The organism is Pseudomonas sp. IT-P395, assembly GCF_949767675.1.
Classification (GTDB): domain Bacteria; phylum Pseudomonadota; class Gammaproteobacteria; order Pseudomonadales; family Pseudomonadaceae; genus Aquipseudomonas.
Map to the genome: position 1 here is coordinate 242,086 of NZ_CATKPW010000011.1, position 23,843 is coordinate 265,928.

21 protein-coding genes are annotated in these 23,843 nt (G+C 60.1%); 9 read left to right on the plus strand and 12 right to left on the minus strand.

From position 1 onward, the window contains the following. Positions 1-56 precede the first annotated feature (56 nt). The 4 genes from ACM6IN_RS09725 to ACM6IN_RS09740 all read right to left on the minus strand — a co-directional run bounded on the left by ACM6IN_RS09725 (position 57) and on the right by ACM6IN_RS09740 (position 4,553). Complete coding sequence (locus tag ACM6IN_RS09725; RefSeq protein ID WP_007915104.1) at positions 57-1,028, minus strand: TRAP transporter substrate-binding protein; 972 nt, start codon at positions 1,026-1,028, stop codon at positions 57-59. A 64-nt stretch (positions 1,029-1,092) separates the two neighbouring features. Further along, complete coding sequence (locus ACM6IN_RS09730; RefSeq protein ID WP_123376679.1) at positions 1,093-1,986, minus strand: SMP-30/gluconolactonase/LRE family protein; 894 nt, start codon at positions 1,984-1,986, stop codon at positions 1,093-1,095. Between the two features lie 30 nt (positions 1,987-2,016). Continuing rightward, complete coding sequence (locus ACM6IN_RS09735) at positions 2,017-2,841, minus strand: NAD-dependent epimerase/dehydratase family protein (protein ID WP_414915873.1); 825 nt, start codon at positions 2,839-2,841, stop codon at positions 2,017-2,019. Positions 2,842-3,257: 416 nt separating this feature from the next. Then, complete coding sequence (locus tag ACM6IN_RS09740) at positions 3,258-4,553, minus strand: OprD family porin (protein ID WP_007915112.1); 1,296 nt, start codon at positions 4,551-4,553, stop codon at positions 3,258-3,260. A 316-nt stretch (positions 4,554-4,869) separates the two neighbouring features. Between ACM6IN_RS09740 and ACM6IN_RS09745 the strand changes: the two genes are divergently transcribed. Together ACM6IN_RS09745 and ACM6IN_RS09750 are read left to right on the plus strand one after the other, a co-directional pair. Next, positions 4,870-6,525: an MFS transporter gene (locus ACM6IN_RS09745; RefSeq protein ID WP_414915874.1), complete on the plus strand. Its 1,656-nt coding sequence runs from the start codon at positions 4,870-4,872 to the stop codon at positions 6,523-6,525. Further along, entirely contained in the window at positions 6,522-7,664 is a 1,143-nt protein-coding gene (locus tag ACM6IN_RS09750; RefSeq protein WP_414915875.1) for an HlyD family secretion protein, read from the plus strand. The genes ACM6IN_RS09745 and ACM6IN_RS09750 overlap by 4 nt, the downstream gene beginning before the upstream one ends. A 117-nt stretch (positions 7,665-7,781) precedes the next feature. On the opposite strand, the gene copD is transcribed toward ACM6IN_RS09750, so the two are convergent. Continuing rightward, the gene (gene copD / locus ACM6IN_RS09755) at positions 7,782-8,639 is read right to left on the minus strand and encodes a copper homeostasis membrane protein CopD (protein WP_414915876.1); all 858 of its coding nucleotides are present in this window, start codon (positions 8,637-8,639) and stop codon (positions 7,782-7,784) included. A gap of 3 nt (positions 8,640-8,642) precedes the next feature. Beyond that, positions 8,643-9,005 carry a copper homeostasis periplasmic binding protein CopC gene (gene copC, locus ACM6IN_RS09760; RefSeq protein ID WP_007950238.1) on the minus strand — a complete coding sequence of 121 codons (363 nt, stop codon included), beginning with the start codon at positions 9,003-9,005 and terminating at the stop codon, positions 8,643-8,645. Between the two features lie 139 nt (positions 9,006-9,144). Between copC and ACM6IN_RS09765 the strand changes: the two genes are divergently transcribed. Beyond that, entirely contained in the window at positions 9,145-9,765 is a 621-nt protein-coding gene (locus tag ACM6IN_RS09765) for a TetR/AcrR family transcriptional regulator (RefSeq protein ID WP_007919317.1), read from the plus strand. Between the two features lie 229 nt (positions 9,766-9,994). Here the strand turns inward: ACM6IN_RS09765 and preA are convergent, their stop codons facing one another. The 3 genes from preA to hydA all read right to left on the minus strand — a co-directional run bounded on the left by preA (position 9,995) and on the right by hydA (position 14,244). Continuing rightward, positions 9,995-11,269: an NAD-dependent dihydropyrimidine dehydrogenase subunit PreA gene (gene preA / locus ACM6IN_RS09770; protein ID WP_007918798.1), complete on the minus strand. Its 1,275-nt coding sequence runs from the start codon at positions 11,267-11,269 to the stop codon at positions 9,995-9,997. Beyond that, a complete protein-coding gene (locus ACM6IN_RS09775; RefSeq protein ID WP_414893731.1) occupies positions 11,270-12,637 on the minus strand; it encodes an NAD(P)-dependent oxidoreductase in 1,368 nt (455 codons plus the stop codon). A gap of 167 nt (positions 12,638-12,804) precedes the next feature. Next, positions 12,805-14,244, minus strand: coding sequence for a dihydropyrimidinase (gene hydA / locus ACM6IN_RS09780; RefSeq protein WP_095113609.1), 1,440 nt, complete (start codon positions 14,242-14,244; stop codon positions 12,805-12,807). Positions 14,245-14,869: 625 nt separating this feature from the next. Between hydA and ACM6IN_RS09785 the strand changes: the two genes are divergently transcribed. The 3 genes from ACM6IN_RS09785 (at position 14,870) to ACM6IN_RS09795 (ending at position 18,865) form a co-directional block, all read left to right on the plus strand. Further along, a complete protein-coding gene (locus ACM6IN_RS09785; RefSeq protein ID WP_414915877.1) occupies positions 14,870-16,354 on the plus strand; it encodes an NCS1 family nucleobase:cation symporter-1 in 1,485 nt (494 codons plus the stop codon). 158 nt (positions 16,355-16,512) lie between these two features. After that, complete coding sequence (locus ACM6IN_RS09790) at positions 16,513-17,796, plus strand: Zn-dependent hydrolase (RefSeq protein WP_414915878.1); 1,284 nt, start codon at positions 16,513-16,515, stop codon at positions 17,794-17,796. Positions 17,797-17,923: 127 nt separating this feature from the next. Then, the gene (locus tag ACM6IN_RS09795) at positions 17,924-18,865 is read left to right on the plus strand and encodes a DHH family phosphoesterase (RefSeq protein ID WP_414893729.1); all 942 of its coding nucleotides are present in this window, start codon (positions 17,924-17,926) and stop codon (positions 18,863-18,865) included. Here ACM6IN_RS09795 and ACM6IN_RS09800 read toward each other — a convergent pair. Together ACM6IN_RS09800 and ACM6IN_RS09805 are read right to left on the minus strand one after the other, a co-directional pair. Then, positions 18,835-19,701 carry a CAP domain-containing protein gene (locus ACM6IN_RS09800; RefSeq protein WP_414915879.1) on the minus strand — a complete coding sequence of 289 codons (867 nt, stop codon included), beginning with the start codon at positions 19,699-19,701 and terminating at the stop codon, positions 18,835-18,837. The genes ACM6IN_RS09795 and ACM6IN_RS09800 overlap by 31 nt on opposite strands. A gap of 280 nt (positions 19,702-19,981) precedes the next feature. After that, positions 19,982-20,752: an alpha/beta hydrolase gene (locus ACM6IN_RS09805; RefSeq protein WP_414915880.1), complete on the minus strand. Its 771-nt coding sequence runs from the start codon at positions 20,750-20,752 to the stop codon at positions 19,982-19,984. Positions 20,753-20,864: 112 nt separating this feature from the next. Between ACM6IN_RS09805 and ACM6IN_RS09810 the strand changes: the two genes are divergently transcribed. After that, positions 20,865-21,809, plus strand: coding sequence for an aldo/keto reductase (locus ACM6IN_RS09810; RefSeq protein ID WP_414915881.1), 945 nt, complete (start codon positions 20,865-20,867; stop codon positions 21,807-21,809). Positions 21,810-21,949: 140 nt separating this feature from the next. Continuing rightward, entirely contained in the window at positions 21,950-22,153 is a 204-nt protein-coding gene (locus tag ACM6IN_RS09815) for a hypothetical protein (protein WP_095113604.1), read from the plus strand. A 7-nt stretch (positions 22,154-22,160) separates the two neighbouring features. On the opposite strand, the gene ACM6IN_RS09820 is transcribed toward ACM6IN_RS09815, so the two are convergent. Then, entirely contained in the window at positions 22,161-23,054 is an 894-nt protein-coding gene (locus ACM6IN_RS09820) for a LysR family transcriptional regulator (protein ID WP_007918767.1), read from the minus strand. A gap of 97 nt (positions 23,055-23,151) precedes the next feature. Here ACM6IN_RS09820 and ACM6IN_RS09825 point away from each other — a divergent pair, with 97 nt between their 5' ends. Next, a complete protein-coding gene (locus ACM6IN_RS09825; protein WP_414915882.1) occupies positions 23,152-23,628 on the plus strand; it encodes a cupin domain-containing protein in 477 nt (158 codons plus the stop codon). Positions 23,629-23,843: the final 215 nt, after the last annotated feature.

Below are 23,843 nucleotides of genomic sequence, written 5' to 3' on the forward strand. Positions count from 1 at the left end.
CGCGCCGCAGTCATCGGGCGCACCGGGCCTTGTTCATGAGGACGGAGCGGGAGGCGTTACTGAACGGCTTCGATTTTCTTGATCAGGTCGGCATACTTCGCGCCGTACTTTTCCCGCACCGGTGCGGTGGCGTCGTAGAAGGGTTTTTTGTCGACCTCGATGAACTCGACGCCGGCGGCCTTGAGTTTTTCTTCACTGGCAGCGGACTTCTTGTCCCACAGCACGCGCTCTTCGGCCTGGGCAGCCTTGGCGGCAGTCTTGACCAGCGCCTGTTGATCCGGGGTCAGTTTTTCCCAGGTGATTTTCGACATCACGATCGGCTCTGGCAGGATCAGGTGGCCCGTGAGGCTGTAGTACTTCGCATTCTGGAAGTGGTTGTGTTCGAGCAGGGTTGGCGGGTTGTTTTCCGCGCCGTCGATCACGCCGGTCTGCAGGGCACTGAAGATCTCGCCGGTATCCATGGCGATGCCGTTACCGCCCATGGCGTTCATCATGTCGATGAACATCGGGTTGCCTTGCACGCGGATTTTCATGCCCTTGAGGTCTTCGAGCTTGCGCACCGGTTTCTTGGTGTAGACGTTGCGCGTGCCGCCGTCCATCCAGGCCAGGGCCACCAGGCCGAATTCGGAGTTGGTAATCTTGTCGAGGATCTCGTCGCCCACTGCGCCGTCGATGACGTTACGCATGTGTTGATGGTCGCGGAAGATGAACGGCATGTTGAACACGTTCACGTCTGGAACGACAGGGCCGACGATGCCCAGGCTGACGCGAGACAGCTGTACGGCGCCGACTTGCATCTGCTCGATGACTTCCTTTTCTGAGCCCAGCACACCGCCGGGGAAGTATTGGAAAGTCAGCTCGCCGTTGGTCTCCTTGGTCAGCGTCTTGCCCATGTTTTCTTCGGCCACCACGGTTGGATAACCGGCGGGGTGAATGTCAGCGAATTTGAGTTGCAGGGCCTGAGCGGCGCCAGTGAAGGTAACCATCAGCGGGAGTGCAGCGGCCAGCAAGGTGCGTTTGAAGTTCATGGGGGTGAGTCTCCAGTCTTGTTATTTTTGTGTTCAAGGCGCAGCGGTGCAGTACAAGCGGGTATTACAGGGAATCGTTGAACAGCGGCTCCGGCAGGCCTTTGACGTTGGGGTTGAGGGCGAAAACGCCGCCGGCCAGGGATTGCGGATCGTGGTCATCGCCGGGACGAATCGAGGTGACGAAGAGGGTGTCCATGCGGCTGCCGCCGAAGGCACACATCGTCGGTTTCTTCACCGGCACTTCCAGCGAGAAATCAAGACGACCGTCCGGGGCAAAGCGGTGGATGAGGCCGGCATCGTTGGCGCAGATCCAGTAGAAACCTTCGGCGTCCACGGCCGCGCCATCGGGGCGGCCGGGGAAGTGGTTCATGTCGACGAAGACGCGGCGGTTCGACGGTGTGCCGGTCTCGGTGTCGTAATCGAACGCCCAGATCAGTTGTACGTCGGGATGCGAATCTGACAGGTACATGGTCTTGCCGTCAGGGCTGAAACCGAGGCCGTTGGGCACGATGAAACCGTCGAGCTGCGCTTCGATGACGCCAGACTGCCCGGCACCGTAGCGGTAGAGCCGGCCTTCGGGCGCGTTCAGGCCCATGTTCAGCACCATGCTGCCGGCCCAGAAGCGGCCCTGACGGTCGCAACGACCATCGTTCAGGCGCATGTCGTCACGGTTGTGCTCGACACTCGCGAGCAGCTCGCTGTCGAGGCTGCCGTCGCTGTGCGGGTGCAGATGGAAGAAGCCGCTTTCCATGCCGGCGACCCAGCCGCCACGGCTGTGGCGCGCGATGCAGGCGAGCATCTGCGGGGTTTTCCAGGCATGCACATGGCCGGTCTCGGCGCTCCAGCGTTGCAGCCCGCCGTTGGCAATATCCACCCAGTACAGCGCGTTTTCCTCTGCCACCCAGACCGGGCTTTCGCCCACGGCGTTGCGCGCATCGACGATCAAATCGGCTTGCATACTCATTCCCTTGCGTCGTTGTCAGAGTGATCAGTCGCCGAACGGACCTGCGGCGACAAACGCGCCGCCCTGATAGATCCGCGCCGGGTCATCGGCGGCCGGCAGCGGTTGCGCTTCGACCTTTTCGCGGAACACCTCGGAGCTGTCCTTCGCGGCAAAACCGATGTGGCTGGCGAATTTGTTGTCCCACCAGACGTCCTTGTTGGCGGACATGCCGTAGACCACGGTGTGGCCGACGTTTGGCGTGTATAGCGCGCGTTCGAGCAATTGCGTGAGGTCGTCGAAGCTCAGCCAGGTGTGCATCATTCGACGGTTTTGCGGCTCGGGGAACGAGGAGCCGATGCGGATGCTCACGGTCTCGATGCCGTAGCGATCGAAATAGAAACTGGCCATGTCTTCGCCGTAGGACTTGGACAAACCGTAGTAGCCGTCGGGGCGGCGCGCGGCACTGGCGTCGAGTGGTTCATCCTGTTTGTAGAAGCCGATGACGTGGTTGGAACTGGCGAAGATCACCCGCTTGACGCCATGCCGGCGCGCGGCTTCGTAGATGTGAAACACACCGCAGATGTTGGCGCCGAGGATTTCTTCGAAGGGCCGCTCGACGGAGACACCGCCAAAATGCAGGATCGCATCGACGCCTTCGACCAGTTGGTGCACGGCGTGTTTGTCGGCCAGATCGCAGACCACGATTTCTTCACGATCATCAATGGCCGGGGTGAGGGCGGCGATGTCCGACAGGCGCAGGACATTGGCATAAGGGCGCATCCGTTCGCGCAGGACTTTGCCCAGGCCACCGGCGGCGCCGGTCAGCAGCAGACGGTTGAACGGGGCGCGGGGAGTAGAGGTAGACGTCATGGCAATCCCTTACACGTTGTTATTAGGTTTGTTGTAGGTTGTCGTATGACTGCGCTGAAGTATCGGTAGGGTTTCCGGAACTTGTCAACGCGACTTTTGGTGTAAATGACGGAAGGAGCTCATTCACTTTTCAATCACCGCGACTCCTTCGTTGCAATGCAATCTCCTTGTGGGAGCGAGCCTGCTCGCGAAAGCGGTGTATCAATCAACATCAATGCTGAATCTGCCGCCGCCATCGCTGGCAAGCCAGCTCCCACAGGTATCAGCGTTGTTTTCAATTAGCGCATTCACCACAAAATCCTGTGGGAGCTGGCTTGCCAGCGATGAGGCCGGTCCAGGTAACTCTTGTATCGACTGACACGCCGCCTTCGCGAGCGGGCTCGCTCCCACAGGGAAGCTCGGTGTGGCGACTGGCTTTACAACAACGAAATCGGATAACTGATAAAGATCCGGTTCTCGTCAAACTCGTTGGTGCTGAAGTCCCGGCGAATCGTCGCGTTGCGCCATTTCACGTTGAGGTTTTTCAACGGGCCGCTCTGCACGGTGTAGGCCAGTTCCGACTCGCGGCCCCATTCCTTGCCGTCAGTGATGGTCCCGGTGTGCACATTATCGCCGCTGATGTAACGGTTCATCAGGGTCAGACCGGGAACGCCAAGGGCGACGAAGTTGTAGTCGTGGCGCAGCTGCCAGGAGCGTTCCTTGGCGTTGTCGTAGCTGGCGTTGTAACTGTCGTTGGCGAGGGTGCCGCCGCTGGTGCCGTTGACCCGCATCCACGCGTCGTCGCCACTGAGCTTTTGCAGACCGACATAGAAGGTGTTGCCGCCGTAGCGGGCCGAAAGCAGGGCGAACGCGGTTTTGTTGTCGAGGTCGCCGGCCTGAGCGCTGCCGTCCTCCTTGCCGGTGAAGAAACCGAGGTTGGCGCCCAGCGTCCAGTCGCCCAACGGCTGGCTGTGGCTGAGGTTGAAATACTGCTGCTGGTAGATGTCCGTGAGTTCGGCGTACCAGACACCGACCTGCGTGCGCTTGTCGTTGAAGCTGTACTCGCCGCCACCAAAGTTGAAGCGGTCGGAAGTGAACGCGCCGCGGCCGTTCATCGACATGTCTTCCATGCTCGCGTCGTTGCGCGGGCTGTTGCCACGGAACTGGCCACCGTAGACAGTCAGGCCATTGATCTCGGTGGAGGTGATCTGGCCGCCGCGAAAGGTCTGCGGCAGCGAGCGGCCATCGTCGGAGCGCAGGATCGGCAGCACCGGCATCCACTCGCCGACCTTCAATTCGGTCTTCGATACCTTGGCTTTCAGCGCTACCCCGAGGCGGCCGAAGTTGTCGGCCGGGCGTCCGTCATCGTGGATCGGCAACAGTTGCGTGCCGCCCGTGCCTTTGCCGCCATCGAGCTTCTGCGAATACATTCCCAGCACATCGAGGCCGAACCCCACAGTGCCCTGGGTGAAGCCGGATTTGGCATCGAGGATGAAGTTTTGCGTCCACTCCTCAGCCTTGCCTTGCGGGTAGGCCGGGTTGACGAAGTTGCGGTTGAAGTAGGCGTTGCGCAGGTTCAGCGTGGCTTTGCTGTCTTCGAGAAAGCCTTCGGCATCGGCGCTCATCGGTAAGGCCAAGGCAAGGCTGCTGCAGCCGATCAGGCCGAGGGTGGAACGCGGGCGAAGCGTGGCAAAGCGGGAAGGGCGGACGGAACTGCAGACGAGTGTGCTCACTGTGACGCTCCCTGTTTCGTTTGTTGTTTTTATTATTTGTCATACGTCGTCGTACAACATGGGTGCGGATATTTCCTAGGTTTTACGGGAATGTCAACAGCAAGTTATACGATGACTTGCCGTCGCGACGCAGATCACTTTGTAGGAGCTGCGGAACGCTGCGATCTTTTGATCTGGCTTTTTAAAAAAAACAGGATCAAAAGATCGCAGCCTCGTTTCACTCGACAGCTCCTACAAGTATCTGTGTTGTCCATGGGATGTGTGTTGCCGGTGAATTTGCGGCAAACTTCACCCACCTTCCGCACAAGGCCTTGCAATGGATCAATACGCCCCGCGCAACTGGCAGCCCCACGAAAAACCCAGTCTGCCCGGTTCCCCCTCGACGCCGTTGCATTCCAATCCCAAGCGCCTGGCCTATGCGCTGGTCGGTGTGCTGGTGGCGGTCACCGGTGGTTTGGGCAACTCGCTGGTGGTGGCCAACCTGCCTTACCTGCAAGGCGCACTCGGTGCGACCACCGCGGAAATGGCCTGGCTGCCGGCAGCGTTCGTGATGACCAACGTGTCGATGAACCTGCTGCTGGTGAAGTTTCGCCAGCAGTTCGGGTTGCGTGCGTTCACCGAAGTGTTCCTGGTGTTGTATGCGCTGGTGACCTTCGGCCATTTGTTCGTCAATGACCTCAATTCGGCGGTGGCGGTGCGCGCGGCCCACGGCATGGTCGGCGCAGCGCTGAGTTCGCTGGGTCTGTATTACATGGTTCAGGCGTTCCCGGCGAAGTGGCGGATGAAGGCGCTGGTGCTCGGCCTCGGCACCTCGCAACTGGCCTTGCCGCTGGCGCGGTTGTTCTCCGAAGACTTGCTGCTGATTGCCGAATGGCGAGGTTTGTACCTGTTCGAATTGGGCATGGCGCTGCTCTCGCTGGGCTGTGTATTGATGCTCAAGTTGCCGCCGGGCGACCGCTTCAAAACCTTTGAAAAACTCGACTTTCTCACCTTTGCCATTCTCGCCACTGGCGTGGCGTTGCTGTGTGCGGTGTTGTCGCTCGGGCGGATCGATTGGTGGCTGGAGGCCGACTGGATCGGCTATGCGTTGGCTGCTTCGATTGCCTTGATCATCGCCGGTCTGGCCATCGAACATAACCGCAGCAACCCGCTGCTGATGACCCGCTGGCTGGGCAGCGGGACGATGATCCGCCTGGCGCTGGCGGTGACCCTGATTCGCATGGTCACCTCGGAGCAGTCCACTGGTGCGGTGGGTTTCATGCAGAACCTGAACATGGGCTATGAGCAGTTGCACAGCCTGTACGTGGTGATGCTGATCGGCAGTGTTGCGGGACTGTTGACCAGCGCACTGACGATCGACCCCAAGCACCTGCTGATGCCGTTGATCATCTCGCTGGGTCTGATGGCCACCGGGTCGGTGATGGATAGTTTTTCCAACAACCTGACGCGCCCGGAAAACCTCTATTTCAGTCAATTCCTGCTGGCCTTCGGCAGCACGTTTTTCCTCGGCCCGACCATGGTTTTCGGTACTCGTAACGTGCTGACCAATCCGCGTAATCTGGTGAGCTTTTCGGTGCTGTTCGGGATCTGCAATAACCTCGGCGGCCTGCTGGGCGCGGCGCTTCTGGGCACCTTCCAGATCGTCCGGGAAAAATTTCATTCCAGTCACATCGTTGAGCACCTGACGCTGTCTGACCCGTTGGTGGCTGCACGCGTGCAGAGCGGCGGCTCGGCCTACGGTTCGCTGTTGGCCGACCCGAGTCTGCGCAACCTGGCGGGTATTCGCAGCCTGTCCAATGCCGCCACCCGTGAGGCCAACGTGCTGGCCTATAACGATGTGTTCATGCTGATCGCCGTGATTGCGGTGCTGACCATGATCTGGCTGTCCATTCGCGCGCTGTGGCTGATGAGCACCACCAAAGCCGTCGCCCCTGCGCCATCCACACCTTCGAGCGGTGCCACTTCTTCATGACCGAATCGACCACCACGACCACCAATGCCATTGCCGCCACGCCTGAAGGTGTGGCGCCGCCGTCATCACCGAACACCGAGCCGCGCTCGCTGCGGGTGCGCATCATCTCTTCAATGGGCTTCGCGGCGATTGCCATCGTCGGTGTGTTGATCGTGCTGTATGCCTGGCAATTGCCGCCGTTCAGCAGTGCGGTCGAGACCACCGAAAACGCACTGGTGCGCGGGCAGGTGACGATCATCGGCCCGCAACTCGCCGGCTATGTGTATGAAGTGCCGGTGCAGGATTTCCAGTACGTGAAGGCCGGCGATTTGCTGGTGCGGCTGGACGACCGCATCTATCAGCAGCGTCTCGACCAGTCGCTGGCGCAGTTGGCGGTGCAGAAAGCTGCATTGGCCAATGTGGTGCAGCAACGCAACAGCGCCGAGGCGACGATCAAATTGCGTCAGGCCGTACAGGCTGACAGCGAAGCGCAGTTGCGTAAAAGCGAGGCCGATCTGCGCCGTAATCAGGAGTTGGTGCGCGACGGTTCGGTGTCGAAACGAGAGATGGACGTAGCATTGGCGGCCAATGCGCAAAGCATTGCGGCGGTCGCGCAGGCCAAGGCCAATCTGGAAATTGCCCGCCAGGATCTGCAAACGGTGATCGTCAATCGCGGCTCGCTGGAAGCAGCGGTGGCCAGCGCCGAAGCGGCAGTGCAACTGGCGCGCATTGATCTGTCGAACACGCGTATCGTTGCCCCGCGTGACGGTCAGCTCGGGCAGATCGGCGTGCGCCTCGGCGCCTACGTCAACTCCGGGGCGCAGTTGATGGCGTTGGTGCCGAACCAGAAATGGGTGATCGCCAACATGAAGGAAACCCAGATGGACAATGTGCGCGTCGGGCAACCGGTGCGCTTCACCGTCGATGCCTTGAACCACCGTAAATTCACCGGGCATGTGCAGCATATTTCGCCGGGGACTGGTTCTGAATTTGCGTTGTTGCAGGCGGATAACGCGACCGGCAACTTTGTGAAAATTGCCCAGCGGGTGCCGGTGCGGATCACCATCGATCCGGATCAACAGGAAGAGGAACGGTTGCGTCCGGGGATGTCGGTGGTGGTCAGCATCGACACCGCAGCGGGCAACACCCAACCTCACTGATCAACAGATAACCCTGTGGGAGCTGGCTTGCCAGCGATGACGTCGGCATATCCGAAATATCTGTTCCTGACACACCGCCATCGCTGGCAAGCCAGCTCCCACAGGGGGGATCGTGTTTCAGGTTGTGATCATTGGCGGTAGAGTGCCGAGCAGGGATACGGCGGCTACGGCACCAATGCCGAGTAACCACTCCAGCATCACACTGCGCCGGAGCGCGCCCATGCGCTGTTCGCAATCATCAACCCGCAAGCGGTTGAACAGCGCCAACCCAAGCATCCCCAGCACGATCAGCGCCTTGATCAACAGAATCAACGCAAACCCGCTGAACAGCGGGGTCGGCCACCATTGGCCGGTCAGCACGCGGACATTGATCAAACCGGTCATCAGCAGCCCCGCGACCAAGGCATAACCGATCCCGCTGAAACGCCGCAAAACTTCACGCATCGGCTCCGTCGGCTGACGCAAAATCATCACCAGCATCAACAGTCCGCCGAGCCACGCGGCCACGCAGGTCAGATGCACGATCTGGTTGAGAATCAGCAATTGCCCGCTCACACCATCGAGCATGGCGCCATGCCCGACCGGTGCGAGGGTTGCCAGTAGCAAGACGCTCAGGCCCAGCCGCAACGGCATGTTCGAATGCCAAGGCGTAAGCAGCAACGCCAACAGCGCGGCATTGATCAGCAGATGCCAGCGCCACACCTGACCGAAAAACGTATTGCCCAACACCAGTGCAACCGTGTCCGGATCAAACGCCGCCGCTACCGAACCGGCCATACTCGCAGTGATCAACAGCGCCCAGGCAATCCCGCTGACCAGCGCCACAACGGCCAGCCAACGCGTCAGTCGCGCCAGGTGCCGGTCCACTTGCAGCGCTTCATCCCTGAGCAGCAACGGCCTGAACAACCAGGCCCCGAACAGCATCAACACCACGATGAAATGCACAAAGCGGCACAGCACCAGCGCTTCACTCATGAATTACTGACCAACCTTGAACTGATAAGCGCCTTCGCTTTTGTGCGTATCGACCGACACCGCGTGCCATTCGACTTTGTACTCGCCGGCGGTCAGCGGAGCGGCCGGGGTGACGATCAGGGTTTTCTTGTCGCCTTCGGTGGTCAACGGCTTAACGGCGACCGGCGCACCATCCTTGGTCACGGTGACTTTGGTGAAACTGGCTTCGACGCCTTCAGAAAAGGTCAGGCGCAAATCGGCGGGAGCGGCGACTGTGCTATCGGCGGCCGGGGTCTGGCTTTTCAGGTGGGCGTGGGCAAATACCGAGGATGCGGCAAACAGCGAAGCGAGCAGGGCAGTGGTGGTCAGGACGTTCTTGAACAGCATCGCGAATACCTCTGAGGCAGGAGTGAAGAAGCGTCAGTTTAGCCATCCGCTCACGCCAGCACGAAGTTTTGTTTGCAGCGGTCGCCCGCGGACCAGAGCGGATGCTAGTCTTGGGCAACGCTGTTGTCAGGGAGCCCTCATGGGCAATCACAAGATCGAGATTCGTCGCAACAACGTCGAGAAAATTCTCCTCGCGGCGGAAAAAGTCTTCGCCGAAAAAGGCTTTGGCGGCACGGCCATGGCCGACATCGCGGCTGAAGTGCAACTGCCACGTTCCAACCTGCATTACTACTTCAGCACCAAGAGCGAGCTGTACAGCGCGGTGCTGTTCGACCTGCTGGAAGTGTGGAAGCAAGACGCACTGTGCTTCGAGATGTTTGATGATCCGCGCGTGGTGCTGAGCAGCTACATCCGCGCCAAGATGAACCACTCGCGCAGCCGGCCGTACGGTTCGAAAGTCTGGGCCAATGAGATCATCCACGGCGCGCCAACGTTGGGTGAGGCGCTGGATGTCAGCCTGTATGACTGGGCGAAGATGAAGGAAGCGAAGATTCGCCAGTGGGTCGAGGACAAGCGGATTTTGCCGGTGGAGCCGTCGAGTCTGCTGTACATGATCTGGGCGTCGACTCAGCACTATGCTGACTTTGATCATCAGGTGAATATTCTGAATGAGCACCAGCCGTTGTCGGACATGCAGTTCGAGCGGGCGGTGCAGACGGTGACAAGTGTGATATTGCGGGGGATCGGGCTGGAACCCTGAAAGCAAAAGCTGACCCTCACCCCAGCCCTCTCCCAGAGGGAGAGGGGGCCTACCGAGGTGTCTTGAGAGGTACATCGACCTGAAAAAACCAGTCGATTATGGATTCAAGGCAGTTCGTGCTTGTGCATGAATCGATTATGGATTCAAAGCAAATCGTTCAGGTCGGTGGATTTCTAAAATATCCCCCAATCAGTCCCCTCTCCCTTTGGGAGAGGGTTAGGGTGAGGGGCTAGACCGCAACGTGATACGGATTCCGCGGATCATGATTCCAGTCCAGAAACGGCTTGCCAGTCTCCATCGGCACCATCTCGATGCAATCCGCCACCGGGCAAGTGATCTGGCACAAGTTACAACCCACACACTCCTCATCAATCACTTCATATTTATGCGTGCCGTCCGCTTGCTTCAGACTACCGATCGCCTGGTGTGAAGTGTCCTCGCAAGCAATGTGACAGCGCCCGCAGCCAATGCACGCCTCCTGATCAATCTTGGCGATCACCTGATAGTTGATGTCGAGGTACTTCCAGTCCGTGGTATTGCCCACCGCACGCCCGGAAAACTCGGCAATGTTGGCGTAGCCCTGACTGTCCATCCACCGCGACAGCCCGTCCTTCATCTCCTCGACAATGCGGAAACCATGCAGCATCGCCGCCGTGCACACCTGCACTGCGCCGCTGCCCAGCGCCATGAATTCCGCCGCATCGCGCCAACTGCCGATGCCGCCAATGCCGCAGATCGGCAAGCCTTGGGTTTCTGGATCGCGGGCAATCTCGGCGACCATGTTCAGCGCAATCGGCTTCACCGCTGAGCCGCAATAACCGCCATGCGTGCTTTTGCTGCCGACGGTGGGCAGGGCGACCATGTGTTCCAGGTCGACGCTGGTGATCGAGTTGATCGTATTGATCAGCGACACCGCATCGGCGCCACCGCGATGGGCCGCGCGGGCGGCGACGCGGATGTCGGTGATGTTCGGCGTCAGTTTGACGATCACTGGCAGCGAGCAATAGGTCTTGCACCAGCGCGTCACCTGCTCGACGTACTCCGGCACCTGACCGACCGCCGCGCCCATGCCACGTTCGGGCATGCCGTGCGGGCAGCCGAAATTCAGTTCGATGCCGTCAGCGCCCGTGGCTTCGACCAGCGGCAGGATGTGTTTCCACGACTCCTCGACGCACGGCACCATCAGCGAAACGATCAGTGCGCGATCCGGCCAGTCCTTCTTCACCTGAGTGATTTCGCGCAGGTTGATTTCCAGCGAACGGTCGGTGATCAGCTCGATATTGTTGATGCCCAACACTTCACGGTTATTGCCGTAGTGCGCCGAATAACGCGACGACACGTTGACCGCCGCCGGATCCTCACCGAGGGTTTTCCAGACCACGCCACCCCAGCCCGCTTCAAACGCGCGGACCACGTTGTAAGCCTTGTCAGTCGGTGGCGCGGAGGCCAGCCAGAACGGATTCGGCGCTTTGATGCCAGCGAAGACAATCGACAGATCGGCCATTTACGCAGCCTCCACGTTAAGCATCAGTTGAGCGTTGATCGCCTCGGCGGCGAGTTTGCCGTGCTGCACGGCTTGCACGGTGAGGTCTTGATCGAGGCTGGTGCAATCGCCGCCGGCATACACGCCGGGGATGCTGGTGCGCAGGTTTTCATCGACCTGAATGCGCTCGCCCTGGCGCTTGAGTTCGCGGGCTAGCGGGTCGGCGAGGGCGCTGCCGTCGAAGGCCTGGCCGATGGCTTTGAAGATCGCGTCAGCAGCCAGCTCGAAAGTTTCGCCGGTGGTTTGCAGGCGTCCTTCGACCAGATCGGTGCGGGCGAAACGCATGCCGCGCACGTGACCCTGATCGTCAAGTAATACTTCTTCCGGTTGCGCCCAGGTCAGCAGGCGTACCTGATTGGCTTTGGCGATGTCTTGCTCATGGTCGGTGGCGCCCATATCCGCCGCGCCACGCCGATACACCAGATTCACATCACGGGCACCGAGGCGGGCCATTTGTACGGCCATGTCGATCGCCGTATTACCGGCGCCGAGCACGATGCAGCGCTCGGCCAGCGGCAGTTGCGTAAGGTCATCGGCCTGACGCAGTTCGCGAATGTAATCGGTGGCGGCGAGCAGGCCCGGGGCATCTTCGTGGGCCAAACCGAGTTGCTTGCTGGCGTTGAGACCGAGGCCGAGGAACACCGCGTCGAACTGCTGATGCAGTTCACTCAGGGTCAGATTCTCGCCGAGCTTGTGCCCGTGACGAATCTCGATACCACCGATCTGCAGGAGGAAATCCAGTTCCTTCTGCGCGTAATCGTCGACCAGTTTGTACTTGGCGATCCCGTATTCGTTGAGGCCGCCAGCCTTCTCCCGTGCTTCGAAAATCACCACGTCGTGGCCGTGCATGGCACTGCGGTGGGCGCAGGACAAACCGGCCGGTCCGGCACCGACCACGGCGATGCGCTTGCCGGTGGTGGCGGCGCGCTGGAACGGGTGTTCGGTGAAGTGTGCGTTGTCGACGGCATAGCGTTGCAGCAGGCCGATCAACACTGGCGCGCATTCGTGGGCGTTGTTGCGCACGCAGGCCTGTTGGCAAAGGATTTCGGTTGGACAGACCCGGGCGCAACTGCCACCGAGGATGTTCGCCGAGAGGATTTTCTGCGCCGCGCCGGGGACGTTGTCCTGGTGGATATTGCGGATGAACGACGGGATGTCGATCTCGCTCGGGCACGCATTCACGCATGGCGCGTCATAGCAATACAGGCAGCGCGAGGCTTCCAGATGCGCCTGCCGGTCGTTGAGCGGCGGCGCCAGATCGGTGAAATGCCCGGCAAGGGCGGCCGCGCTTTCGTGCGGGTGGGGGAGATGGTTCAGGGTCTCGATCACGGGTTTGTGCCTCACGGTTATTGAGGATCTCTGCCTCTGATGGGCAGTGGTTTGATCGTTCCCACGCTCTGCGTGGGAATGCCTCTAGGGACGCTCCGCGTCCAGTGACGCGGAGCGTCACGGGCTGCATTCCCACGCAGAGCGTGGGAACGATCATCTTCGGGGGATCAGCGTTTCACAGCAGTCGGCTTATGCAACTCAGCCCGCTTGCTCAGCAAATCAAACACCGCCGGGTACGCCGGCCGTTCGATGTACCGACCGGCGCCACGCTCGGCGCGCAGGTCGCCATCGGCCCAGACCAGCCGGCCCTGGCTGACGGTATGGCTCGGCACGCCGCGCACGGTCTTGCCTTCGAAGATGTTGAAGTCCACCTGCTGATGGTGGGTCTTGGCGGAAATGGTGCGGTTGCCTTGTGGATCCCACAGCACCAGATCGGCATCGGCGCCGACGCGAATCGCGCCTTTACGCGGATAGAGGTTGAAGATCTTCGCGGTGTTGGTGGAGGTGAGGGCGACGAAATCCTGCATCGATAAACGACCACTGTTGACGCCTTCATCCCACAACACCGCCATGCGATCTTCGATACCCGCCGTACCGTTGGGAATCTTGCTGAAGTCATCGCGCCCGGCGGCTTTCTGCTCGGCGCAGAAGCAGCAGTGGTCAGTCGCGGTGGTGTGCAGATTGCCGTTTTGCAACCCGTGCCACAGCGCCTCTTGATGACCGCGCGGGCGGAACGGCGGGCTCATCACGTAACCGGCAGCGGTCTGCCAGTCCGGATGTTGATAGACGCTGTCGTCGAGCAGCAAATGCCCGGCAAGCACCTCGCCGTACACCGGCTGACCCTTGCTGCGCGCATAGGTGATTTCGTCGAGGGCTTCCTTGGTCGAAACGTGCACCAGATACAACGGTGTGCCGATGGTTTCAGCGATACGAATCGCCCGACTGGCCGCTTCGCCTTCAACCTGCGACGGCCGCGACAGCGGATGCGCCTCCGGCCCGGTGATGCCTTGGGCCATCAACTTGCGTTGCAAGTGATAAACCAGCTCGCCGTTTTCCGCGTGCACGGTCGGCACCGCGCCGAGTTCCAGGCAGCGCTCGAAACTCGCCACCAGCGTGTCGTCGGCGGCCATGATCGCGTTCTTGTAGGCCATGAAATGCTTGAAACTGTTGATGCCGTGATGGCTGACCAACTCGGCCATTTCCTCACGCACCTGCTCGCTCCACCAGGTAATCGCGACGTGGAAGCCATAGTCGGAGGCGGACTTTTCCGCCCAGCCGCGCCACTGATGAAAGGCTTCCATCAGCGACTGCTGCGGATTGGGAATCACGAAATCAATGATCGATGTGGTGCCGCCGGCCAGACCGGCCGCCGTGCCACTGTAGAAATCCTCACTGGCCACAGTGCCCATGAAGGGTAGTTGCATGTGGGTGTGCGGATCGATGCCGCCGGGCATCAGGTATTGGCCGCTGCCGTCGAGTACTTCGGCGCCGGCGGGAATATCAAGGTTTTCACCGATGGCTTTGATCACGCCGTCGGCGCAATAGACGTCGGCGCGATAACTTTCATCATGGGTAACAACGGTGGCGCCACGGATCAACAGAGACATTCCGAGTTCCTCGCAGGCATTGACCGACTTGTGTCGGTTCTAGATGTTTTATTGATGTACGGCGTTGCAGGGTGTATTCCTGTCAGCGCTGTCAGGAATAGAAACTAGTCGCAGATTTGCAATAGATCAAGATTATTTTTTATAAGCTTATGACTGTTTTAAGTGTATGAAAAATAACGATAAAAAACGTAAATCACCAAAATGGTGAGGCCGTTCACCATTTTGACGCACTTGACAGGATGGAAATATGAGCAAGATTTCCTATGTGAAATCAGCCGCTTGAAGTTGAGCTGCGGTTGCTCGCTCACGATGAAAATAAATGCAGTGCACCAGATTGAGTCCTGTCTGTTCGGACAACTTGCCAGGTGTTTAGCCTGAGCACCCAGACAAGTTTCCGCGAACTCACCCGGTGAATAATTAAAACTGATGAATATCAGAAAGTTGCAAAGCGTTTAATGCTCGGCCCGATGCGCAAGCGGGGCACCCGGCACGTTTATTGATGCCGCCGCTGACACCATGGCCGGTGCACGAAAGTTGTCAGTTCCTCCGGCCATCGTCCGGCTCGCACCCTCGTGTGCAAGCCGCCTGATGAGCAAAAAATAATCAGAAGAACAGTGGAGCGGCCATGCAACAGAACAGATCGCAAGTGACCGAGCGCGACGGCTTGTATGAACTCGAAGCCGGCAGCGACGTCCTCGACAGTCCCCGTTACAACCACGACATGGCACCGACCAAGGTGCGCGAACGAACCTGGAACAAATGGCACATCACCGCGTTGTGGGTCGGCATGTCGATCTGCGTGCCGACCTACACCCTCGGCGGTGTACTCACGGCTTACTTCGGCCTGACCGTCGGTGAGGCGTTGCTGGCGATTCTGTTTGCCAACGTTATCGTGCTGATTCCGCTCACACTGAACGCCTTTCCCGGCACCAAGTACGGCATTCCGTTTCCGGTGTTGCTGCGCTCATCGTTCGGCATTCTCGGTTCCAACGTGCCGTGTTTGATTCGGGCATTGGTGGCGTGTGGCTGGTTCGGTATTCAAACGATGTTCGGCGGGCTGGCGATACACCTGTTTCTCGGCTCGGTGTTCGAGGGCTGGAAATCCCTCGGCGGCACCGGGGAGGTGATTGGCTTCATGATCTTCTGGGCGCTGAACCTGTGGGTGGTGATTCGTGGCGCCGAGTCGATCAAATGGCTGGAAACCTTGTCGGCGCCGTTGCTGGTAGCGGTGGGCATCGGCCTGCTGGTGTGGGCGATGCCCAATGTGTCGATGACCGAGCTGCTGGCGATTCCAGCGAAACGTCCGGAGGGCGCCAGTGTGGTGAGTTACTTCGCCGCTGGGCTGACGGCGATGGTCGGGTTTTGGGCGACGTTGTCGCTGAACATTCCGGACTTCAGCCGTTACGCCAAGAGCCAGAAAGATCAGATCCTCGGGCAGATTTTCGGTCTGCCGCTGACCATGTTTCTGTTCGCTTCCCTTGGCGTAATCATGACCGCTGCGTCGGTGAAACTGGTCGGCGTCACCGTGTCTGATCCAGTCAGTCTGATCGGCCACATCCAGAGCCCGGTGTGGGTGGCGGTGGCGATGGCGTTGATCATCATCGCCACGCTGTCGACCAACACTGCTGCCAATATCGTCTCGCCGACCAACGACTTTCAGAACATCGCGCCCAAGGTGATCAACCGCACCAAAGCGGTGTTGCTGACCGGGTTTGTCGGGCTGGCGCTGATGGGCCATGAGCTGCTGAAAAAACTCGGTTTGATTGTTTCCGATGTCAGCCTGGAAACCGTTTACTCCAACTGGTTGCTGGGCTATTCGAGCCTGCTCGGGCCGATCGCCGGGATCATGGTGGTGGACTATTTCCTGATCAAGAAACAGCAACTGGACCTGGCCGGGTTGTACCGCGACGACGTTTATCCAGCGTGGAACTGGGCCGGTTTTGTTGCGTTTGGCGTGCCGGTGATACTGACCCTGTTGTCGCTGGGCAGCGATGCGTTCAGCTGGTTTTACAGCTATGGCTGGTTCACCGGCTCGGCGCTGGGCGGGATTATTTATTACGGGTTGTGCGTGATGCGTTCACAGCCTTCGGTCGTGAAAACAGCGGTGTGAATGAGGGCCCCATCGCTGGCAAGCCAGCTCCCACAGGGATCGAGTCGTACACAAATTGTGTGTTCACTCAAGAACCTGTGGGAGCTGGCTTGCCAGCGATAGCGGTCTACCAGACACCACAGCGACATCCATAAGAAAAGCAGCCTGAGGAGATCCCCATGAACGCAGCCGTAGACGTTCTGCAATCGAGCCATCAGTACATCAACCGCGATCGCCTGTGGGCGTCGCTCATGGAGCTGGCCAAACTCGGCGCCACGGTCAAGGGCGGGGTGTGTCGCCTGGCCCTGACCGATCTCGACCGCCAGGCCCGCGACCTGTTTGTGCAATGGTGCAAGGACGCCGGATGCAGCGTCACGGTCGATGCTGTCGGCAACATCTTCGCCCGTCGCCCCGGGCGCAATCCGAATCTGCCACCGGTGATGACCGGCAGCCACATCGACACCCAACCCACCGGCGGCAAATTCGACGGCTGCTTCGGCGTGCTCGCCGGCGTCGAAGTCCTGCGCACGCTCAACGACCTTGGCGTGGAAACCGAAGCGCCGCTGGAAGTGGTGGTCTGGACCAACGAAGAAGGCTCGCGCTTCGCCCCGTGCATGATGGGCTCCGGGGTGTTTGCGGAGAAATTCACCCTCGAAGAAACCCTCGCCAAAGTCGATGCCGACGGCGTCACCGTTGGCGAAGCGCTCAACGCCATCGGCTACGCCGGCCCGCGCGAAGTCAGCGGGCATAAGGTCGGCGCTTATTTCGAGGCGCACATCGAACAAGGCCCGATCCTCGAAGACGAACAGAAAACCATCGGCGTGGTACTCGGTGCGTTGGGGCAGAAGTGGTTTGATCTCAAGCTGCGCGGGGTCGAAGCGCATGCCGGCCCGACACCGATGCACCTGCGCAAAGATGCACTGGTCGGCGCTTCGGTGATCGTCGGCGCCGTCAACCGCGCCGCCCTCGGCCATCAACCCCACGCCTGCGGCACCGTCGGTTGCCTGCAAGCCTATCCCGGCTCGCGCAACGTCATCCCCGGTGAAGTGCGCATGACCCTCGACTTCCGTCATCTGGAACCGGCGCGTCTCGACTCGATGATTGCCGAGGTTAAACAAGTCATCCAAGCCACCTGTGAGGAACACGGTCTGACGTATGAACTGACGCCGACAGCAGACTTCCCGCCGCTGTACTTCGAAAAAGGCTGTGTGGAAGCGGTGCGCGGCGCGGCGAAAGGGCTTGGCTTGTCGAATATGGACATCGTCAGCGGCGCTGGGCATGACGCGATTTTCCTCGCCGAACTCGGCCCGGCCGGAATGATCTTCGTGCCGTGCGAGGGCGGCATCAGCCACAACGAAATCGAGAACGCCGCGCCGGATGATCTGGCGGCCGGCTGTGCGGTGTTGTTGCGGGCGATGCTGGCGGCTTCGGCGATGGTCGCGGGAGGACAGCGCGCAGCCTGAAGATCAAAAGATCGCAGCCTTCGGCAACTCCTACAGGGAAACCATAGATCCTGTGCAGGAGCTGCCGGAGGCTGCGATCTTTTCGCTGTCACCACAACGTCATGACAATGTGCGATTTTGCCGGCCCATGAAAATCATCACCTCCGGCGCGTCCTATCTGGACATCGACGCCTACGCCTGCTGCATCGCCTACGCAGAATTGCTCAACCTGCAAGGCATTCCCGCCCGCGCCGCCAGTAACGCACAACCCAACGCCAGCGTTTCGCACACTGTGCTCGGCTGGGCTGCTGCTTTTGACGATTACCCGCCGACGCTGGACGATGAGTTTGTCCTGGTCGATGTCTCGGACTATCACCATTTCGACCCGATGGTGGTGCTCGAGCGGGTGGTAGAAATCATCGATCACCATCCAGGGTACGAAACCTATTGGCAGCAGAAGCTTGGGTCTGCCGCCGATATTCGTCCGATCGGCGCTGCGGCAACCCAGGTTTTTCAGCGCTGGCAGACGGCCGGTGTGCTGCCGCAGATCAGCGTACAAAGTGCCGCTTTGCTGGCCACCGCGATTCTCGACAACACGCTGAACTTCTGCGGGCAGATGACCACACCAGCGGACATTGAGGCTTACGTCGACCTCGCTTCACGCTCAAAGCTGACGTCAGACTGGCCCCGACAATATTTTCTCGAATGCCAGACTCGCATCGAATCGGACCTGGCCGCTGCATTGGCAGCCGACTCGAAGCGCATGAAACCCGAGAGCAACCTGCCTGGCTTCTTCGCACAAATGACGGTGTGGGATGCCGATGCCTTGCTGCAAAAACACCGGCCGATGATCAAGCGCTGGATGGCAGAGCAGGGCGATGACGGGCTGCTGAATGTGATCAGTATCCGCGACCGCAAAAGCTGCTTTCTGGCGCCAGCCGAGGTCAGCCAGCAAAAGCTCAATCGCTTATTGCCACTCGACTGGCAGGCCGGATTGGCCGTGCGATCGCCGTCAATGCTGCGCAAGGAACTGTTGAGATTGGGGCTGGACGCTGGCAGTCACTGCGCACCAAACACCATCGTCCAGTAAACCCCTTCATCACTGCGCGCCTCACTGGCAAACCCGGCACCAACCTGGGTAAACATCGGGTTCATCAGGTTGGCGCAATGCCCGGGACTGGCCAGCCATCCGGCCATGGCCTTGCCCGGTGAACTCTGTCCAGCCGCAATGTTTTCGCCAATTTGCCGACCACGATAACCCGCCGCACGCGCACGATCGGCGGGCAGGTCGCCATCCGGGTCGCGGTGGGCAAAATAGTTGCCGTAAGACATGGCTTTGCTGTGTCCCTGTGCGGCGGCGCCCAGCGCGGCGTTCCAGCTCAATGGCCGGGCGGCGGCGAAGCGCTGGCGTCCGCACATCCGTGGCCGGGCGCGCGCGGCGTTGACCTCAGCGAGCAGCGCCTTGCCGACGCTGCGGTTATCGCCAACGCGGCTGTCGAGCACCGGTTGCGCCAACACCACCTGCCATTCATTGCGCGAACGACTGACACCGATGTCGGCGTAGCTCGCATCCAGCAGCGCGGCGCAGTGGTCGTTCTGCAGCAGGTCGAAGGCTTCTTCGGCATCCTCGGCGCCGATCACGCGAATACTGCGCACCGCGACGGCGGAATAGCCGGACGACTTCAACGCTTCACGCATGCCACCGGCGTAGCGATAACCGACCGGCAGAGCCAGGGTGGACTTCAGCGCCAACGGTGCCAGCCGTTGCGCCGGGCGTCGATCGCAGCGTTGCGGATGGGCACGATAGTCGTTGATGGCAGCCACCAGTTGTCGTTCCGCACCGGCATGGGCGGTTTCAGCGAACAGCGGCGAAAGGATCAGCAGGCACAGCGAAACGAAGCGAGACGAACGAACGGCGTGGCGCATGAGACGGGCAGCTCTGAAGGAGGACAGCGCAAAAGTTGAGTGAACCGCAGAAAGCGGCGCGGGTAGGACTGGGCTTTTTGGACTTGGTTCAAGGGGCGGGGAGGGGTTTTGTTGTGGGGCGACGAGGCGCTGGTTGTTTCAGGAAGATCAAGCGTGGTTGGACTGGCCTCATCGCTGGCAAGCCAGCTCCCACAGGGTGCGGCGTCGTACACAAAATTGTGCTCGCCACAAAAACTGTGGGAGCTGGCTTGCCAGCGATGGCGCCCGCCCAGCCAACACATCAGCGATTCAACACATCCGCCATCCACTGCAAATACTGCGCACGGTCGGAAATCGAGTTATGCCCCGAGTCCGGCACCACCCTGAGCACCGCCACGCCTTGCGGGAAACTCTCCTGCAAACGCTGGGTGCTGGCGCGCGGAATCACCTCGTCGTCACTGGCCGCCAGCAACAGCGTCGGCACGCGAATATGCGCGGCGTACTTGCCTGACTCGAAACGATCCTTGAGCAACCACTTCACCGGCACCCAGGGGTATTGCCGCGCCGCGATTTCTTCGAGGCTGTTGTAAGGCGTCACCAGAATCAACTGTTGTACTGGGCGCTGACTGGCCAGACGCACGGCGACGCCCGATCCCAGGCTGCGGCCAATTAGCGAAACCTGCGGGTGGCTGGCGTACACCTGATCAAACAGCGCCAAGGCATCTTCGGCAATCGCCGCCTCTGACGGTGAGCCGCCGCTGCCACCGAAACCGCGATAGTTGAGCAGATACACCGCGTAATCAGGAAACGCCTCGGCAAAGTCCGGCAGATTGCGCGATACATCCTCGGCATTGCCGCCGAAATAGATCAGCGCCCGCGACCCGACCCGCTCGCGGGTGAGCACCGAAACCTGCGCGTCCGGCATCGACAAGGTCAGTTGTGAGTCGGCGCTTGTGACGGCATTGGGCTGTGGAAAATAGATCAGCGAACGCTGAAAAAAGAACAGCGCCGCACACAGCACCAGGTACACGGCAACGATCAATGCGACGAGTGACATCAGGGTTCGGGACATTCGGCTACTTTTAACGGGGTGTGGAGGATCGCTGTCGCAGTGTAGTCCAGCGCTGCCAACGGACGAGCCATACACACAACGTGCAACAGATCCACGCAGCAGGGGAACCAGCATGAGCCACACTGAGGGTTACTCCCGTCGCCGATTGCTTACGCTGGCTGCCGGGGTTTCGGCGGTCTTCACCTTTGATCGGGCGTTGGCCACAACCACTACGTCCGCGACTTCCGGAGGCCACGCCATGCAGACCCGCGCCATCCCGTCCAGCGCCGAGTCGCTGCCAATCGTGGGCCTGGGCACCTATCGCGGCTTCGACGTCGCTCCCGGTGACCCGGCCTATCGGCAATTGCCGGCGGTGCTTGATGAGCTGTTCACAAAGGGCGGCACACTGATCGACAGTTCACCGATGTATGGCCGGGCAGAGGAAACTACCGGTGAGCTGCTGTCGATCCACGAACCACGTTCGCCGGCGTTCCTGGCGACCAAGGTGTGGACGCGCGGGCGCGAGGAGGGCATTGCGCAGATGGAGCAGTCGTTCAGCCTGCTGCGCACCGAACACATCGACCTGATGCAGATCCACAACCTGCTCGACTGGCAGACCCACTTGCCGACCCTGCGTGAATGGAAAGCGCAGGGGCGCATCCGTTACATCGGCATCACCCATTACACGCCCTCGGCTTACGACGAAGTTGAGGCGGTGCTGAAGGCCGAACCACTGGATTTTCTGCAAATCAATTACGCCCTCGATGACCGTGGCGTGGAGAAACGCATCCTGCCGCTGTGCCGTGAGCGCGGTGTTGCGGTGATCTGCAACCGGCCGTTTGGTGGTGGTGATCTGCTCGCGCGGTTGAAGGGCAAACCGTTACCAGGCTGGGTTTCCGATGTGCAGGTCAACAGTTGGCCGCAATTGGCTTTGAAGTTTCTGCTCTCGCATTCAGCGGTGACTTGTGTGATCCCAGGCACGGGTAATCCGCGTTACATGGCCGACAACGCCAGGGCCGGGTTCGGGCCGATGCTCACCGATGCGCAGCGGCATCAGTTGATTGCGTTGGCAGGTTGAGCGAGCCGGGATCCTCCGTTTGCTTCGATGGCGGAGGGTTTTAATTTCCAAATGGTCTTGGAAACTGTCAGATCTGACAGTTGGAGGGGCTTTGTCAGCACGTAATCATGATGACACTACTTCGCTCAGGAAGAATCATCATGGATGCGCAAAGCCGTCGATTCGCCTGTTTTACCGGAGTTTGCCTCGTGTTCATTCTGTTTGCTGCTTACGCGCTTGATGAAAAATATATGTGTATGGGAGCGCAGCGTGGACAGTTTGCAACCGTGACTGCGAATTCTGTGAAAGAGGCGGCGACGTTAGCCAAGGCGTTTTGGGGCGCTGCGGGTTGTTATAAAAAATGACAAGCCATCAACCGCGATAGCGCAACGCCTCCAGCAACAACGCAAACGCCGGCGCAGCCTGACGTCGGCTCGGGTAATACAGGTGATACCCGGCAAACGTCGGGCACCAATCCTCAAGCACCTGCAGCAAACGGCCGTCGGCCAGATACGGCGCGACGACGTTCTCCGGGATATAGCTCAATCCGAAACCGTCCAGCGCAGCGTCGAGCAACGGGTAAACGCCGTTCAGGGTGATCTGGCCGGACACCCGCACTTTCAGGCTTTCGCCAGCCTTTTCGAACTCCCAGCTGTACAACCCGCCGTTGGTGGGCAGGCGCAGGTTGTTGCAGGCGTGGTCGGTCAGATCGCGTGGCGTTTGCGGTGGGGTGCGTTTGGCGAAATAGGCGGGTGAGCCCACCACCGCCATGCGCATGTCGGGGCCGATGCGGGTGGCGATCATGCCTTGTGCGACGTCTTCGCCCAGGCGTACACCGGCGTCGAAACCCTGGCCAGCGATGTCGACGAAACCATAATCGCAGCAGACCTCGATGGATATGTCCGGGTACTGCGGCAGAAAATCCTTGAGCACCGGGCGCAGCAACCAGTTCAGCGAGTGATCGGTGGCGCTGATACGGATCTTGCCCGCCGGGGTGTCGCGCAGGTTGCTCAGCGCCGCCAGTTCCAGTTCGATTTCTTCGAAGCGCGGGCCGATGGTTTGCAGCAGGTGTTCGCCGGCTTCGGTGGGCGAGACGCTGCGAGTCGTGCGGGTCAGCAGGCGCAAGCCCAAACGGGCTTCAAGCGCGCGAATCGTGTGACTGAGCGCCGATTGCGAAACGCCGAGTTTGGCCGCCGCTTTGGTGAAACTGCGCTCGCGGGCCACGGCGAGGAAGGCGAGGAGGTCGGTGGCGTTTTCCCGAAGCATTGATGAGTGTCCTGCATAAGTTTTTTTGAATTCTAGTCGATTATCGGAAGAGTTCGGCTGGGTAAAGTAGTGGAATTGATTATCTGGAGGAATTGCCATGAACCCGATTGCCGCTTCTGCGTTGACCCTTTCCCTGTTGGCGGGTGAGGTGCAGGCCAATGACAATCCGCGCGTGACCGTGACACCCAATGGCTCACAAGCTTCGGCCAGAGGCCCGGCAGATTGGTTCACTGGCACTGTGCGTGTCGATGCGCCGTTCAAAGGCTCCGACGCGGCACGGGTCAGTGGCGCAACGGTGACGTTTGAGCCGGGCGCGCGCACCGCGTGGCATACGCATCCGTTGGGACAGACCTTGATCGTCACGGCGGGGTTTGGGTTTGTACAGGAATGGGGGCAGCCGGTGCGTGAGATTCGTCCTGGCGATACCGTGTGGATTGCGCCGGGGGCCAAGCATTGGCACGGCGCGGCGCCTGGCACGGCGATGAGTCATATCGCTATCGCTGAAGTACTGGATGGCAAAGTAGTGGATTGGATGGAGCAGGTGAGTGATGAGCAGTATTCGCGTTCCGAGTGAAGCGCTTCCCTCACCCCAGCCCTCTCCCGGAGGAAGAGGGAGCCGACCGAGGTGTCTGGCGTTATCCATCGACCTGAGAGACCGGGTCGATTATGGATTCACAGCAAAGCGTTATCCATCGACCTGAAAATGCTCTATCGATTATGGATTCACAGCAAGACGTTCACGTCGGTGCAGCCCTCAAATATCCCCGGATCAGTCCCCTCTCCCTTTGG

Coding starts and splice junctions, on each gene's coding strand:
- ACM6IN_RS09825 (WP_414915882.1), top strand. CDS start 23,152: ATGAACCCGATTGCCGCTTCTGCGTTGACCCTTTCCCTGTTGGCGGGT.
- preA (WP_007918798.1), bottom strand. CDS start 11,269: ATGGCCGATCTGTCGATTGTCTTCGCTGGCATCAAAGCGCCGAATCCG.
- ACM6IN_RS09800 (WP_414915879.1), bottom strand. CDS start 19,701: ATGCGCCACGCCGTTCGTTCGTCTCGCTTCGTTTCGCTGTGCCTGCTG.
- ACM6IN_RS09790 (WP_414915878.1), top strand. CDS start 16,513: ATGAACGCAGCCGTAGACGTTCTGCAATCGAGCCATCAGTACATCAAC.
- ACM6IN_RS09750 (WP_414915875.1), top strand. CDS start 6,522: ATGACCGAATCGACCACCACGACCACCAATGCCATTGCCGCCACGCCT.
- ACM6IN_RS09810 (WP_414915881.1), top strand. CDS start 20,865: ATGAGCCACACTGAGGGTTACTCCCGTCGCCGATTGCTTACGCTGGCT.
- ACM6IN_RS09795 (WP_414893729.1), top strand. CDS start 17,924: ATGAAAATCATCACCTCCGGCGCGTCCTATCTGGACATCGACGCCTAC.
- copC (WP_007950238.1), bottom strand. CDS start 9,005: ATGCTGTTCAAGAACGTCCTGACCACCACTGCCCTGCTCGCTTCGCTG.
- ACM6IN_RS09815 (WP_095113604.1), top strand. CDS start 21,950: ATGGATGCGCAAAGCCGTCGATTCGCCTGTTTTACCGGAGTTTGCCTC.
- hydA (WP_095113609.1), bottom strand. CDS start 14,244: ATGTCTCTGTTGATCCGTGGCGCCACCGTTGTTACCCATGATGAAAGT.
- ACM6IN_RS09725 (WP_007915104.1), bottom strand. CDS start 1,028: ATGAACTTCAAACGCACCTTGCTGGCCGCTGCACTCCCGCTGATGGTT.
- ACM6IN_RS09765 (WP_007919317.1), top strand. CDS start 9,145: ATGGGCAATCACAAGATCGAGATTCGTCGCAACAACGTCGAGAAAATT.
- ACM6IN_RS09785 (WP_414915877.1), top strand. CDS start 14,870: ATGCAACAGAACAGATCGCAAGTGACCGAGCGCGACGGCTTGTATGAA.
- ACM6IN_RS09730 (WP_123376679.1), bottom strand. CDS start 1,986: ATGCAAGCCGATTTGATCGTCGATGCGCGCAACGCCGTGGGCGAAAGC.
- ACM6IN_RS09745 (WP_414915874.1), top strand. CDS start 4,870: ATGGATCAATACGCCCCGCGCAACTGGCAGCCCCACGAAAAACCCAGT.
- ACM6IN_RS09735 (WP_414915873.1), bottom strand. CDS start 2,841: ATGACGTCTACCTCTACTCCCCGCGCCCCGTTCAACCGTCTGCTGCTG.
- ACM6IN_RS09805 (WP_414915880.1), bottom strand. CDS start 20,752: ATGTCCCGAACCCTGATGTCACTCGTCGCATTGATCGTTGCCGTGTAC.
- ACM6IN_RS09820 (WP_007918767.1), bottom strand. CDS start 23,054: ATGCTTCGGGAAAACGCCACCGACCTCCTCGCCTTCCTCGCCGTGGCC.
- copD (WP_414915876.1), bottom strand. CDS start 8,639: ATGAGTGAAGCGCTGGTGCTGTGCCGCTTTGTGCATTTCATCGTGGTG.